The organism is Aurantiacibacter xanthus (assembly GCF_003584015.1).
GTDB lineage: Bacteria > Pseudomonadota > Alphaproteobacteria > Sphingomonadales > Sphingomonadaceae > Alteraurantiacibacter > Alteraurantiacibacter xanthus.
Genome location: NZ_QXFM01000138.1, coordinates 71555 through 86792, shown reverse-complemented (window position 1 = coordinate 86792; position 15238 = coordinate 71555). Strand labels below are relative to the sequence as shown.

9 protein-coding genes are annotated in these 15238 nt (G+C 66.2%); 7 read left to right on the top strand and 2 right to left on the bottom strand.

Annotation, left to right across the window (positions count from 1 at the left end):
* The 4 genes from D2V17_RS17665 to D2V17_RS17650 form a co-directional block, all read left to right on the top strand.
* Window positions 1-2112, top strand: a 2112-nt coding sequence (locus D2V17_RS17665) for a TonB-dependent receptor (protein WP_119594416.1), incomplete at its 5' end; no start/stop codon positions are given.
* 79 nt (window positions 2113-2191) lie between these two features.
* On the top strand, window positions 2192-5359 hold the full coding sequence (locus D2V17_RS17660) for an autotransporter outer membrane beta-barrel domain-containing protein (RefSeq protein ID WP_119594400.1): 3168 nt from the start codon (window positions 2192-2194) through the stop codon (window positions 5357-5359).
* A gap of 205 nt (window positions 5360-5564) precedes the next feature.
* Window positions 5565-6095, top strand: coding sequence for a MarR family winged helix-turn-helix transcriptional regulator (locus D2V17_RS17655; protein WP_191229269.1), 531 nt, complete (start codon window positions 5565-5567; stop codon window positions 6093-6095).
* 84 nt (window positions 6096-6179) lie between these two features.
* Window positions 6180-7835, top strand: a complete 1656-nt coding sequence (locus D2V17_RS17650; protein WP_119594396.1) for a dihydroxy-acid dehydratase — start codon at window positions 6180-6182, stop codon at window positions 7833-7835.
* A 105-nt stretch (window positions 7836-7940) separates the two neighbouring features.
* On the opposite strand, the gene D2V17_RS17645 is transcribed toward D2V17_RS17650, so the two are convergent.
* Complete coding sequence (locus D2V17_RS17645; protein ID WP_119594394.1) at window positions 7941-9431, bottom strand: FAD-dependent oxidoreductase; 1491 nt, start codon at window positions 9429-9431, stop codon at window positions 7941-7943.
* 209 nt (window positions 9432-9640) lie between these two features.
* Between D2V17_RS17645 and D2V17_RS17640 the strand changes: the two genes are divergently transcribed.
* The 3 genes from D2V17_RS17640 to D2V17_RS17630 all read left to right on the top strand — a co-directional run bounded on the left by D2V17_RS17640 (window position 9641) and on the right by D2V17_RS17630 (window position 14251).
* Complete coding sequence (locus tag D2V17_RS17640; protein ID WP_191229268.1) at window positions 9641-12718, top strand: TonB-dependent receptor plug domain-containing protein; 3078 nt, start codon at window positions 9641-9643, stop codon at window positions 12716-12718.
* 61 nt (window positions 12719-12779) lie between these two features.
* Window positions 12780-13307 (top strand): hypothetical protein, encoded by a 528-nt coding sequence (locus D2V17_RS17635; RefSeq protein ID WP_119594390.1) that lies wholly within the window; start codon window positions 12780-12782, stop codon window positions 13305-13307.
* Window positions 13308-13339: 32 nt separating this feature from the next.
* On the top strand, window positions 13340-14251 hold the full coding sequence (locus D2V17_RS17630) for a TauD/TfdA dioxygenase family protein (protein WP_119594388.1): 912 nt from the start codon (window positions 13340-13342) through the stop codon (window positions 14249-14251).
* Window positions 14252-14267: 16 nt separating this feature from the next.
* Here D2V17_RS17630 and D2V17_RS17625 read toward each other — a convergent pair whose 3' ends face one another.
* Window positions 14268-15218, bottom strand: a complete 951-nt coding sequence (locus tag D2V17_RS17625) for a MarR family winged helix-turn-helix transcriptional regulator (protein WP_119594386.1) — start codon at window positions 15216-15218, stop codon at window positions 14268-14270.
* Between the last annotated feature and the right edge of the window lie 20 nt (window positions 15219-15238).

Here is a 15238-nt window from a genome sequence, read left to right as displayed (position 1 = left end):
GAGGGGCGCGCGCCGACCACGCCGCCGCCTGTGCGCATCGCGCCGCTCGAACCGGCGGAAATCGTCGTTTCGGCGAGCAAGCAGGACGCCATGCTGAGCCAGTTCGCCGGGCAGGTGTCCTTCATCACGGGAGAGGATATCGCCCGTGGCGGGATCGGCGGCACCGAGCGGATTTCCGAGCGGATCGCCACCGTGTCCTCGACCCATCTGGGCAGCGGGCGCAACAAGCTGTTCATTCGCGGCATCGCCGATTCCAGCTTCACCGGGCCGACACAGGCGACCGTCGGGCAATATCTCGGCGACCTGCGCCTGAGCTATAACGCCCCCGATCCCGACCTGCGCCTGTCCGACATGGAGCGGGTGGAGGTGCTCGAAGGTCCGCAGGGCACGCTTTATGGCGCGGGATCGCTGGGCGGGATCATCCGGCTGGTGCCCAATGCGCCGGAGCTGGGCGTGGTGGCCGGGTCAGCGCAGATCGGCGGTTCGCTCACGCAGCACGGTGCCGGCGGGGCAGATGCGAATGCGGTGGTCAACCTGCCGCTGCTGGGCGAGAGTGCGGCGCTGCGGGTCTCGGTCGATGCAGCGACCCAAGGGGGCTATATCGACAAGCCGCTGCTTGGGATGGAGAACGTCAACCGCACCAATATTCTCGGCGGCCGCGCCACGGTTCGCGTCGAACTGACGCCCGACTGGACGGTCGACCTGATCGGCCTGGCGCAGACCACCGAGGCCGACGACAGCCAGTATGCCGACCGCGATGGTCTGCCGCTGGTCCAGTCATCGCAGGTGGTGGAGGGCTCCAGGGCGGACTACCGGCATGGGCAGGTGGTGGTCTCGGGGTGGCTCGGCGACATTCGCCTGCGCTCGACCACGGGCGTGGCCTCGCAGGAACTGCGCGAACGCTACGACGCGACATTGCCCGAGGGCGCGCCGCGGTTGTTCGTGCAGGCCAACAACACCGAGATGGTCGCCAACGAAACGCGGATATGGCAACCGCTCACAGGCCGCATCGGCTGGCTCGCGGGTTTTGCGTTCACGCACAACACCACCCGGCTGACGCGGTCGCTGGAAGGGGCGGCGCTTACCGAAAGCACGACCGGCGTTTCCAACACGGTCGACGAAGCGGCGCTCTATGGCGAGGTGCGGCTGGCCTTGCGTGAAGGCCTGATTGCCAGCGTTGGCGGGCGTCTGGCCCATTCCCGGCTCGGCGGTGCGGCCGAGGATGTTGCAGAGGTGTTGAGCATCCGACTGGGGGACGCGACGGCCAGCCGCAGCGAAACGGCCTTCCTCCCCTCGGCCTCGCTGCTGGCGCGGCTGGGAACGAAGGACAGCCTGTTCGTTCGCTATCAGGAGAGCTTTCGTCCCGGCGGCCTCGCAATCGAAGGGCCGTTCGTGCGCCAGTTCGCCAACGATCACACCTCCACCTTCGAACTGGGCGCGCGGCACGGGCAGAGCGGCAGCGGCAAGTTCGATCTCGCGGCGAGCCTCTCCTACACGCGCTGGACGGATATTCAGGCCGACTTCATCGACAGCGCGGGCTTTCCCACCACCGCCAATATCGGCGACGGTCACGTCTGGTCCGCCAGCCTTTCGGGCGGAGTAGAGCTTGCAGCCGGACTGCGCATCGAGGCGGGGCTGGTGTTCAACGAGAGCGAGATCGACAATTCGGACCTTGCGCAATTGCTGCGGATGACGGCCTTGAAGGGGCTTCCGGCAGACTATCTGGATCAGGGCAATACCCCGCAGGTCGAGGCCTTGCGCGAACTCACGCAGGTGCCGAATATTGCGCGCTTCGCCGGGCGGCTCGGGTTCGACTATCGGCGCCCGATCGGGTCGAGGCTGGAGCTTGGGGCGAGGGGCTGGGCGAACTATGTCGGTAAGTCCCGGCTTGGGGTCGGCCCGGAACTGGGCGACTTGCAGGGCGACTATCTCGACAGCGGCGCAACTTTGCGCATCGGCACGAGGACAAGCGGCCTGACCCTCAGCGTGACCAATATCGCCGATATCGAAGGCAACCGCTTTGCGCTGGGTACGCCTTTCGCGGTGGGGCGCGAACAGGTGACTCCGCTGCGCCCGCGTACCATCCGGCTCGGCTTCGACGCCGCTTTCTGAATTTTCTGCAAATCGGGCCAAGGTGCCCGCCAATCGGCTCCGTCTTCCTGGTCATAGGCACCTGGGAGGACTTTCTTACATGCGCAATTTCCTGTTCGTTTCGACTGCCATGATCGCGCTCGCCACGCCTGCGCTGGCGGAAGACATCGGCACTGCGCGGACCACGCCCGCTCGCACCTCGACCATCGCCAACGGCGCGCCCGGTGCGATCACGATTACCGACAAGGGCTCGATCACGCTGACCACCGGCACGGCGGTGACGATGGACAGCAACCACGCGGTCACCAACGCCGGTGCGATCAAGATCACCGGTGCCAATGGCGCGGCCGGGATCGTCGCACAGGCGGGTACAAATGGTGCAATCGTCAATTCGGGCACGATCACCATCGACGAGGACTACACTCCGACCGATACCGACAAGGACGGCGACCTCGACGGGCCCTTCGCGCTCGGCAGCAACCGCTTCGGCATCCGCATCGACGGGGCCCACACCGGCAAGGTGGAGAACAGCGGCAAGATCATCGTGGAAGGCAACAATTCCGCCGGCATCTGGATCGCCGGACCGCTTGACGGCGCGTTCACCCACACCGGCGCGACCTCGGTGCTGGGCGATGGCAGCACCGCAATCAGGACGGATGCGATCACGGGCGATGTGCGCCTGGCCGGCACCGTCACCGCTCAGGGCAAGGACGCGGTTGCAGCGCAGTTCACCGGCGATATCACCGGAGCCATGGTGGTGCAGGGCAGCGTCAGCGCGACCGGCTATCGCTATCCCACCGCGCCCTCCGATCCTTCCAAGCTCGACGCCGATGATCTTCTGCAAGGCGGCTCGGCCCTGCTTGTCGAGGGCAATGTCACCGGCGGGATTGTTATCGCCGCCAAGCCCAAGGACGCGAAGGATGGCGAGGTCGCGGGCAGTGTCATCGGTTATGGCGCGGCCCCGGCCATGGTGATCGGTGCGCAAGGGCGCGATGTGGCGATCGGGCCGGTCGGCTCCACCGCCAGCAAGTTCGGCTTGCAGATCGACGGCGCGGTGCGCGGTGCGGGCGTCTATGCGGGGGTCGATGCCAACGGCTTGCAGATCGGCGGACGCGGCGGTGCGGTCTCGGTGGCCAATGGCATTTCGGTCGCGGGCGGCGTCACGGCGGTTTCGCTTGGTGCCAATGCCACGGCGCTGCGGCTGGGTGCCGGAGCGACCACCCCGGTGCTGCAGGTTTCGGGCACGGTCCAGGCGACCGGCGCCGATGCCGCCAACGAATATGCGAGGGCCCTGCGCATCGACGCCGGGGCCTCGCTCCCCACGCTGCGCAACAGCGGCACGATCAAGGCGGCGGCAAACGGCGAGAATGGCAACGCCACGGCCATTTCCGATGCCAGCGGCACGCTCGCCCTGATCGAGAACGCCGGCAGGATCGAGGCCAGCGGCGCGAAGGCGGGTTCGACGCGCAACATCGCCATCGACCTCAGCGCCAACACCGGCGGAGCAACCGTGCGCCAAACGGTTGTGGGCAACGGCTACGACGCCCCCACCATCGTCGGCGATATCCGTTTCGGCTCGGGCAACGATGTGCTTGACCTTGCCGATGGGTCGATGGTCGGCTCGGTCTATTTCGGCAGCGGCTCGGGCGAGATGACGCTGTCGGGCAAGGCCAGTCACAAGGGCAACGCCTATTTCGCGGGCACCGCTGACGATGCGCTCGCGCTGTCGGGCAGCTCGGTGTTCGACGGCAGGGCCGACTTCGGCGGCGGGGCGGGCACCCTGACGCTGGCGGGAAGCTCGCGCTTCTCCGGCTCGCTGGCGAATGCCGGCAATCTGGCCGTAACCGTGACAGGCGGCACGCTCGATCTGACCGCGCCATCTGCGATGGGCTCGCTCGACATGGCGAAGGACGGCCGGCTTGTCGCCACGCTCGACAAGACGGCGGGGCAGGGCTCGCTTTACGATATCGCGGGCACCGCCAGCTTCGCCAAGGGAGCCAAGCTGGAACTGCGGCTGGCCAGCATCGACGATGCGGAAGGCCGCTACGAAGTCCTGCGCGCGGGCACCTTGCAGGGCGCGTCCGACCTTGAGCTGGGCGAAGCGCTGATGCCGTTCCTGTTCAAGGCGACACTGGCCAGCAATGCTCCGGCCAATACCCTCGCGGTCGATGTCTCGCGGCGCAGCATCGAGGAACTCGGCCTCACGGGCGCGCGCGCCTCGGCCTACAATGCGGTGTTTGCCGCGCTCGGCAAGGACGAGGACATCGAAGACTTCTTCATGGGCGTGACCAAGGGCGAGGTCTTCCGCGCCGCGCTCGGCCAGTTGCTGCCCGAACACAGCGGCGGCGCCTTCGAAGGGATCAGCATGGGCACGCGCATCCTCGCGCGTCAGGCCTCCGAGAGCGTGGGGCCGACCTATTCGCTCGGCGGTGTGGACCTGATCTTCAACGCGGCGGTGTGGACCGGCTCGAAGGATGAGGCGAACACCGCCTCCTACGATGTCGACGGCATGGGCTATTCGGTCGCCGCCGAACTCGACACCGAGAAGCTGGGCACGGTCGGTGTCTCGCTGGCCTATCTCTACACCACCTTCGATCAGGGCAGCGACCTCAGCCGGGCGCAGTCCGATACCATCGAGCTGGCGGCCTACTGGCGCGGCAAGTGGGGCGGCTTCAGCGCCTTCGGTCGCGGTTCCTATGGCTTTGTCGATATCGGCGGCACCCGCACCTTCCAGATCGGTTCGGGCACCACGGCGAAGAAGCGCGAATCGCGCGGCGACTGGGGCGGCAACGTCACCACGCTGAGCGGCGGCGCCTCCTACGAGAGCGGCGGCTGGCTCTATGTGCGCCCCGCCGTCTGGGCCGATTTCACCAAGCTTTCGGAAGACGGCTATACCGAAACCGGCGGCGGCAAGGGCATGGACCTGATCGTCGAGGAACGCGACAGCGACGAGTTTGCGGTCAACGGCAGCGTCGCCGTCGGCATCGACTTCTACGGCAAGGGCCCGCGCGACAGCAGCTGGCTGCGCGTCGAAGGCGAAGGCGGCTGGCGCGAGGTGGTCGGTGGCACTCTGGGCGCGACCACCGCGCGCTTCGATGGCGGCGAGGCGTTCACCATCGCCGCCGATCAGCAATCGAGCGGCTGGTTCGCGCGCGCGCGCGCCGTGGGCGGCAGCGAGGTGTTCGAGTTCGGCGGTGAGGTCGGCGCGGAAGAGCGCTTCGACAAGACCGCCTTCTCGCTCAAGGGCACCTTGCGCATCGGCCTGTAACGGACACCCGAAAGGTGCTGCTGGCCAGACCCCACTGGGCAGGCGCCGCGGGGGTGAGGTTACTTGGAGGCCTCACCCCCGCAACTCTTCGTCCGGCCCCGTCCGCTTATCTCCGCTAACGCTGGCCGCGACAGCCATCTTCTGGCTATGGTCGGGAAGGCCCGGGCCTGCGAGCCTGGGCGTGCGTTACATGGAGAGGGCGCGAATGACGTTCGATGGCGATCTCGAGATCGACAAGTGGGCCACCCGTTTTTACGAGCACTATGCGCGCGACAGCCGGCTGGAAAAGGAATTCCTGTTCACGCGCGGGCTGGTGATCGCCGCCCGGCGCTGGACCAGCTATGTCGACGTCCTCATCAAGCAGCGAACCGGCATTTCGCGCGCGCAATGGCAGACGCTTTCCGCGCTGACCTTCCGCGATAAGCCGGTGACGGTCGGCGATCTGTCGCGCAACATGCACGTGCGCTGGCCGACCGCGATCAGGGTGCTGAAGGAACTGGAAGCGCTCGAACTGATCAGCAGCGAGCCCGATCCCAACGATGCCCGCGCGCGGCTGATCACCATCACCAAGGAGGGCGAGCGCATCATGGAAGAGGTGCGCGAGGTGCTCGACCCGACCCGCGAGAAAATTCTCGGCACCCTTTCCGACGAGCAACTGGTGGCCGGTACGCGCATGCTCGAAGCCCTGATGGCGGAGATTTCCGGAGCGCTGGAGCCGCCCGAAGCGGAAGATTGAGGCAGGCTTGGGGCGCGGCTTGCACGGGATTATGTAGTATGCGACATAACTGCAAAGCCAATATCCCTGGGAGAGAATTACGTCATGAAACTACGCAGCCTTGATGCTAACAGCCCCGGCCGCCGCGCCAACTGGAAGGCGCTTGGCCTCTCCAAGGAAGACATGGAAAAGCCCAAGATCGCGGTGGTCAATTCCTCCAGCGAACTGGCGATCTGCTATGCCCACCTCGACGGCATCGCCAAGCTGGTGAAGGAAGCGATCCGCGAGGCGGGCGGGGTGCCGTTCGAAGTGCGCACCGCCGCGCCCAGCGACTTCATCACCGGCGCTGGCAAGTCCGGCTCCTACATCCTTGCCGGGCGCGACATTATCGCCAACGACATTGAGGTGCAGGTCGAGGCGGCGCTGCTTGACGGCATGATCTGCCTCACCTCCTGCGACAAGACCCCGCCGGGGCACCTGATGGCAGCGGCGCGGCTCAATATCCCGACGATCCTCGTGATCGGCGGCTATCAGCAAGCCGGCGACATCGATGGCGAGCCGGTCGATGTGGAGGACGTGTGGTCGGGGCAGGTCGGTGCGATCTTCGGCAAGGAGCCGAAGTTCCCGATCCCCGACATGGCCGAAAACGCCATTCGCGGTCCCGGCGTCTGCGCCGGGATGGCGACGGCCAACACCATGCATTGCGTGGTCGAGGCGCTCGGCATGGCTTTGCCCGGCCATGCGCCGGTGCGCGGCAACTCGCCCAAGATGCAGGCCAATGCCAGGGCCGCGGGCAAGCGTATCGTCGAGATGGTGATGGAAGACCTGCGCCCGCGCGACATTCTCACTCCCGGTGCGTTCAAGAATGCCGTGGCGACCGTGCTGGCGGTGTCCGGCTCGATCAACGCGATCAAGCACCTTCAGGCCACAGCGATCGAGGCCGAGAACGGTGTCGATGTGTTCGCGCTGTGGGAGGAGATGAGCGACGTGCCGGTGCTTTCACCCGTGCGGCCGACCGGCCATATCCGCATCGAGCAGTTCGAGGATGCCGGCGGCGCGCGCGCCACGCTCAAGCGCCTGTTGCCGATGATCGACGGCGGCGCGCTGACCGTTTCCGGCAAGACGCTGGCGGAAAACCTCGCCGGCTACGAGATCGAGGGGCCGGACGTGATCCAGCCGCTCGACAATCCGGTGGGCAAGGGGCCTGCCATCGCGATCCTCAAGGGCAACTTTGCCGATACGGCGGTGGTGCGCCTCGGCGTGCGCGACGGCTCGCGGCCCGAGGAGTTTACCGGCCCGGCGCGGGTGTTTGAGGACACGGCGACCTGCATGGATGCGATCAAGACCGGAGCCGTGAAGCCGGGCGACGTGATCGTCAGCCGCAATCAGGGGCTCAAGGGCGGCCCGGCGATGGGCGGCGGTGCGTCGCTGATCCTGTTTGCGCTCGATGCGGCGGGGCTGGCGAAGACCACGGCTTTCGTCACCGACGGGCAGCTTTCAGGGCTGTGCCTCAAGGGGCTGACCGTGGCCGAAGTCTCGCCCGAGGCGGCGACCGGCGGCCCGATCGGCAAGGTGCGCGATGGCGATGTGATCACGATCTCGGTTGAGAGCCGCAGCATCGATGTGGCGCTGACGGCGGAAGAGCTGGCCTCGCGCAAAGGCGTTGGGGTGCGGGTGCCGGCCTCGGGCTATCTCGATAACTTCCGCCACGCGGTGCGCGGTATGGAAACCGGCGGCGTGCTGCTCCCCGAGAAGAGCTAGAGCCCTTACTCCCCTCCCCTTGGGGAGGGGCCGGGGGTGGGGGCTCGACGCTGGCCCCCATCCCAACCCTTCCCCACAGGGGAAGGGCTTTGCGAGTCGATGCGATCAGGCGACAGTAGCCGCCTCGTTGCGGGCTTCTTTCACCGCTGCATCGTCGTGCAGGTGCGCGCCCTGAGTGCGCAGCGTGCGGCGAATGTCGTCCACGTTCACCGCGCGCGGTTCGATCCCGGCATTGGCCGCCAGCGCCGCGCCGACACCGGCGGCATGGCCGGTCAGCCAGCACTGCGGGATCTCGCGCATGAAGCCGTGGCTGTTGGCATCGCAGCTGATGTGCCGTCCGCCCACCAGTAACCCGTCAAGCACACGCGGCACGAGGCTGCCATAGGGCACCGACACTACCGGGAACTTGGGGCTGATCGAGGGCGACACGCCCACCTCGTCGGCCACGGGCTTGCCCTTCGGCCAGTCGGCGCGCTCGATGCGGCCCAGTCCGCCGAGCCGGCGCGTATGGCGCACCCCCAGCTGGCTGGCGCTTTGCAGCGAATAGACGTTCTCGAAGCCGGGGGCGTGCTTGCGGAAGAACTGGCAGTGCCCCTCCATCAGCCGGTGGCTGCGGATTTCCACCTCGGTCATGTCGTCGACATCGAGCGCGCTGAGGCCCGACTGTCTCGGGCCGAGGAACAGCGCGATATCGGGCCGCCAGCTGACATAGGGCGTCTGGAAGAAGCCCAGTTCCTCGCGGCCCCGGTTCATCAGCTCGGTGAGCTGTTCGGGATAGAGCACTTTCCAGTTGATCCAGCGGTCCATGTTGACCCCGCCGAGCACCCAGCCGGTGTTCATCGAGTGGTGGACGTCGCCTTCCTCGATGTCGGTATCGAATTCGGCCCCGGCGCGCGCGAACATGTCGCCATCGCCGGTGGTGTCGACCACCACCTTGGCCTTGATCGCTTGCCGTCCCGCCTTGCTCTCGAAGATCACGCCGCGTGCGGCGCCGTCCTCGATGATCGGGCGCGCGGCCCAGGCGTGGAACACGATCCGCACCCCCGCTTCGAGCAGCATCTCCTGCGCGTTCAGCTTCATCCGCTCGGGGTCGAGCGTGGGGGCCCATTGCACGATGCCGTGGAAGGCAGTGGTGCGCTGGCTCCAGTAAGCGACCTTGGCCTCCTCGCGCGCGCCCCAGTCCTCCATCGGCGGACCGGCGACGCCGTCTTTCGGCATGCGGTCGATGAACTCGCGGGCAAAGCCCTGAATGACGTGGTTGCCGCTCCAGTCGGTCATGCGGTCGATCCACATCACGAGGCCGCCGGTGGAAAGGCCGCCGAGGCAATTATACCGTTCGACCAGCGTCACATCGGCCCCGGCCTTGGCCGCCGCCCATGCTGCCGCGCAGCCCGCGGGGCCGCCGCCGACCACCACCACATCGGCCTGATGATAGACGTCGATATCGCGCGCTTCCTCGCGAATCGTGCCGCCGCGAGTGGACGGGGGCAGGTTGCGCTCTTGCGAGCGGAATACGTCCGAACCCAGGAACCGGTCTTCGGAGTGTCCTTCAACCTTCTGTAATTCCGGTGTATTCTGTGATTTTTGTTTGGTCACGCGTCAGTCTACCTCGTCCTGTCGCCCCATGTTTCTGGAGCTGTTCTGATTACCCGCCCTGCTTGGCGATGGGAATGATTGCAGTGCTCAGCATAGGGGCTTGCACCATAATGTATCAACCTACATAATGCCTTCGGCTCGCACCGATCGGTCGATGCCGACAGAACATGGCCCACCGGTTTCGGGAGAGGTCAGCTAGGGAGAGTGATATGAAAAACGCGCAAGTTGCGCGACGGGCGGCGCTTGCCTGCTCGTCAGCGATGCTGATTTGCCTGAGCGCCAATGCGCAGGCTCAGGACAGCGTGGGAACCTCCGCCAGAACGGCCGATGATCAGATCGTCGTCACCGGTTCGCGCATCGCCCGCCGGGATTACGATTCCGAAAGTCCGATCGTCACGGTCGGCTCGGACATGCTGGAAAACACCGCGTCGGTCTCGCTCGACCAGAGCCTCAACAAGCTGCCGCAGTTCTCGGGCGGGGCGAACCAGATCACCAGCGCCGACGACGGCCAGACCACGCCCACCAGCAGCCCCGGCATCGCCACCGTCAACCTGCGCGGGCTTGGTTCCAACCGCACGCTGGTGCTGCTGAACGGACGGCGCACGCAGCCGGCCAATGCCAGCCTCGTGGTCGATCTCAACACGATCCCCACCGCCGCCTTGCAGGGCGTGGAGATCATCTCCGGCGGTGCCGCCTCGACCTACGGCGCCGACGCCGTGGCGGGCGTGGTCAACTTCCAGCTCAAACGCAATTTCAGCGGGGTGGAGATCGACACCCAGTTCGGCCAGTCGTTCCGCAGCGATGCCGAGCAATACAAGGTGACGGCGCTGATCGGCTCCGACTTTGCGGATTCGCGCGGCAACGCGATGATCGGTGCCACCTATCAGAAGCGCGAAGGCGTCCATCTGCGCGACCGCCCCTTCTATGAGGCGGCCTTCACCGATCCGAACACGCCGGGTCGCAACACCTGGCCCAACTTCGGCGGCTTCAACGGCACCTCGACACAGGCGGCCTACGATTCGGTGTTCGTGCCCAAGGGCTATCTGCCCGGTGACGTGCCGGCAGGCACCCAGCTGTTCTTCAACACCGCGCCCACGGTTGACGGGGCATCCTTGTTCGCCGTCGCTCCGGGTGCCGTTTCGGGGGAGGCAGCGCCCGGTTACACCGGGTCGCTCTATCCCGATAACAAGCTGCTGGCCGATGGCACCCTGTCGCCCAACTCCTTCCCCGGCCTGCTGTCCAGCCCGATGGAACGCTATTCGCTGTTCGCAACGGCCTACTACGAGGTCAGCCCGGCACTCGAATTCTACGTGCAGGGCAACTTCGACCAGAACGAGGTGATGACCGAGTTTATCGGTTACACCCCGGCCTTCAACCAGTGGTCGGTCAACATCCCGCGCGACGGTGCCCATGCGATCCCCGACGAGCTGGCGGCGATCCTCGATGCGCGCGGCAATCCAGCCGCGCCGTGGACGCTCTACAAACAGCTCGACTATGCCGGGCCGCGTCAGGTGACGACCAACACCTATACCTACGAGGTGCTGGTGGGCGCACGCGGCGAGCTGCCGGTCAGCGACTGGACCTATGACGTGTTCGCCTCGCACGGGCGCACCAGCTCCGATGTGGACTATGCCGGGTTCGTGGACCTCGCCCGCTATCAGGATCTGATCGCGCGCCCGAACTATGGGGCGGGGGCCGAGTTCAACAACGGCCGCACCGGCCTGCTCGCCACCTGCACCAGTGGGCTCAATCCGTTTCTCAATACCGGCGTTTCGCAAGACTGCCTCGATATCATCGCGCCGCAGTACAATTCCGAAACCGAGCTGACGCAGGATCAGATCGAGCTGAATATCCAGGGTGCGCTGTTCGCGCTTCCGGCGGGCGATCTGCGCTTTGCCGTGGGCGGGGCCTATCGCGAGAACGACTTCAGTTACGATCCCGATCCGAACTTCTCGACCTCGAACACCACCTCGCTGACGATCGGCCTGTTCGACGTGTCGCCGACCTCGGGTTCGACCAACGTGAAGGAAATCTACGGCGAAGTGCTGATCCCGGTGCTGACGGACAAACCGTTCTTCGAGGATCTGAGCCTTAATGCGGGCATCCGCTATTCGGACTACAACACCTCGGGCGGGGTCACGACCTGGAAGCTGACCGGCGACTGGCGGGTGACCTCGTGGTTGCAGCTGCGTGGCGGCTATCAGCGGGCCAACCGCGCGCCGAACGTGGCCGAGCTGTTCCAGCCCGCCGTGTTCCAGACCGTCGCCTGGCCCGACCACGATCCGTGCTCGAAGTTCACCCGCGCCGATTACGGCAACGTGCCCGGCAACCCCAACCGGCAGCAGGTGCTCGATCTGTGTTCGGCGATGGCGGGCGGCTTCCCCGTCACCGAGGACTTCGTCGGCAACGTGCCGACCTACTTCCCGCTCGGGCGCGACCTGCAACGCGGCAACCGCAACCTGACCTCGGAGAAGGCCTCGACCTGGACCATTGGCGGCGTGATCTCGTCGCCCAGTTCAAGCCCGCTGCTGCGCGATCTGAGCCTGTCGGTCGACTACTACAACATCACCATCGACGGCGCGATTGCGCCGGCCTCGACGCAGGTGGTCTATCAGGAGTGCTTCAACGCGCTGGGCAACAACCCGACCTACGACCCGAACAACGAGTTCTGCCAGCGCATCAACCGTTCGAGCATCGACGGGCGCTGGATTTCGACCGTGGCTTCGTTCGAGAACCTCGGGATGCTGGCGACCTCGGGCTTCGACGTCCAGCTCGACTGGGCTCTGGAAGCGCCGGGGCTGGGCGGTGACAGCGGCTCGATCTTTGCCAATGTGCTGTTCAACTACCTCAGCGAGTATCTGGTGCAGAACAATCCGGGCGGCCCGGTGTTCGACTATTCGGACACGGTTGGCGCGGAAATCGGCATTCCGCCCTATGGGCCGCAGTTCCGGTGGAAGCTCAACACCACAGTTGGGTATGACTTCGGGCCGGGCATGATCAGCCTCAACTGGCGGCATCTGCCCTCGGCGCGGCATTTCGTGAAGGCGACCTCGCCCAATGCCCAGCAGGACGATATCCGCGCCTACGATATCTTCGATCTGGCCGGGCGCTATCAGGTCAATGAAACCCTGCAACTGCGTGGCGGGATTGAAAACCTGTTCGACCGTGACCCGAACATCTACGGTCGCATTCCCGGCGTCACCGATGCGGTGGGCGAGCCCGAGCCGGGCGGTGCCTACGACGTGCTCGGACGCCGGTTCTATATCGGTGCGAAGGTCTCGTTCTGATGTCGGCGGGAGGGGCAAGGCAGTGGTCGTGCCCCTCCCGGCCAAACGGGAGAAGAGTGTGATGAAGGCAATCGGTTTGATGGCGGGGGCGGCTTGCTTGCTGGCGGCCCCGGCTGCCGTCGCCCAGCAGGAGCGCGACTGGGGCGGGATCGAACGCTGCGCCGCTATCGGTGAGGCGGGCGAGCGCCATGCCTGCCTCGACCGCGAGCTGGCCGCGCTCGGGTTGCTTGCGCGCGCACCCGTTACGGCGGCTGTCCAGACGCCGACCTCGCCGCCGGTGCAGGCGCGGGCAGTTCCTCCCGCCCAACCGGCCACGGCGGCTGGTGAGACGATCGTTTATGAAGACAGTACCCCGCGCGAACCGGCCATCGCCAATATGACCAGCAGTGTCACCACGGCGCGGCTCGATCGCGGGCGCGGGCTGGAGGTCGAGGCGGCCAATGGCACGCGCTGGCGCTCCACCTCCTCGGTATCGCTGCGCCGCGCGCCGCGAGCGGGGGCACCCTTCGCGGTCGAGCAGGGCGCGCTCGGCAGCTACACCTGCCGCATCGAAAGCAGCACCTATTTCAAATGTGAGCGCCTGTCGTGAGCGGCAGAGCGCAGCAGAGAGGATAACGAGATATGATTGAGGCAAAACCCCTGTCCCCGCGCTTCGGGGCCGAAATCGTCGGCGTCGATATCAGCAAGCCGCTCGATCCTGAGACGATCAGGGAACTGATCGCCTTGCAGGATCAGTGGGGCGTCACCGTCTACCGCGATACCGGGCTCGACGACGAGGGGCAGATCCGCTTCGCGGGCTATTTCGGCCATCTCGAAAGCCTGCCCCCGCGCGATGGGCGCCCGCGCCAGTTCCTGTTCAATGCGGGCAACCTCGACAAGGACGGCGAGATCAACCGCGCGCCCAGCGCCCTCACCTACCGCAAGGGCGACATGATCTTCCACACCGACAGCTCGTTCATGGACCTGCGCACCAGCTATTCGATGCTGCGCGCGGTGGAAGTGCCCCCCAGCGGCGGGCCGACCTGCTTCGTCGATGCGCGCACCGCCTATGACGACCTGTCCGACGACGTGAAGGCGAAGATCGCCGATCTCGAATGCGAGCATTCCTTGTGGTGGTCGCGCAAGCAGGGCGGGGCCGAGATCACCCGCGAGATGATCGAGGAGCGCCACCGCCCGGTACACAAGCTGGTCCACACCCACGCCGGATCGGGCCGCAAGATGGTCTATGCCGGGGCCCATTGCTACCGTGTGGTCGGCTGGAGCTGGGGCGAGAGCCGCGCGCTGATCGACTATCTCAACGCCCATGCCACCCAGGACAAATACATCATCTCGGTCGACTATGCGGTGGGCGACATGGTGATCTGGGACAACCTCGCCTGCCTCCACCGTGGCGGCGGGTTCAACTGGGACGAGCGCCGCGACATGCGCCGTGCCACGGTGCGCGAGGCGGCCGCGCCCGAGCAGCCCGACGATCCGTTCGGCGAGCTGTTCAGCAATGCCCCGCCAATGGCGCGGCTCGACAAGATCAACTGATCGGGAAAGCGGCAGCTCAGGCCGGTGGGATCGCCGCCACGATATTGGCGATCAGCCGGTCGAGCTGCGCGCGCAGGCGGTCGAGATGGATCGGGCGCAGGCCGTCGATCATGCGCGCGTTGCGTTGTTCGGAATCGGCCTCCATCAGCCGATAGACGCGCCGCCCCTTGGTCGTGAGGTCGAGACGGCGCGAAGTACCGGCACCGTCGAAAGAGCGAACGATCAGGCCCGACTGTTCGAGCGCGTTCAGCGTGCGGCTGAGCTGGCCCTTGTCCACGCCGATGTGCTGGACGAGGCCCGCAAAGGGGATCGCGGGCCGGTCGGCCATGTTGACCAGCACCCGCCATTCGAACTGCGAGACCCCAGCCAGCCGCTTGAAGGCGGCGGTGGCCGTGCGCAACACCGTGTTGGCAAGATTGTACAGCAGCGGGTGAACGCGGGTGGCAAACTCGGTGTGGGCGGTGGGCAGCTCGGCAGGCTCGCCTTCCGCTCTTGCCAGGGCCAGTTCCTCGGCCAACAGGGTGCTGGCCCGCGCTTGCAGGTGGATGAGCATGGCCACCAGTTCGATGATCTCGCCCGTCTCCAGCCCGTGCAACAGGCGCGCCTCGCGCTGTTCGGCGATGGCGAACAATTGCTTGCCCAGCTTCTCGCCCTCGGGCGTAAGGGTATAGGGATCGCGCTGGCGGCGGGTGTTGACGAGCCCATCCTTGCGCAGCGCAGTCAGCCCGCGGCTGACCTGTGCCATGTCGCTGCCCAGCGTGTAGGCCAGCTCGAACACGCGGCCTTCGCCGTTGCGATAGAGCGCGAACAGGATGCGCCGGGTGAACGAGTTATCCGGCTCAAGCCCGGCGAAATCGGTGCGGGCGCTCTGTTCGAGCAGCCGCCGCAGGACGAGGATGCGCGGTGAGAGCAGGTCATTCTGGATCCCGGCCAGCAGCGCGTGGTCGCCATTTTGCTCGCCAGCCATCGCGCCCCTGCTTCCCTTGC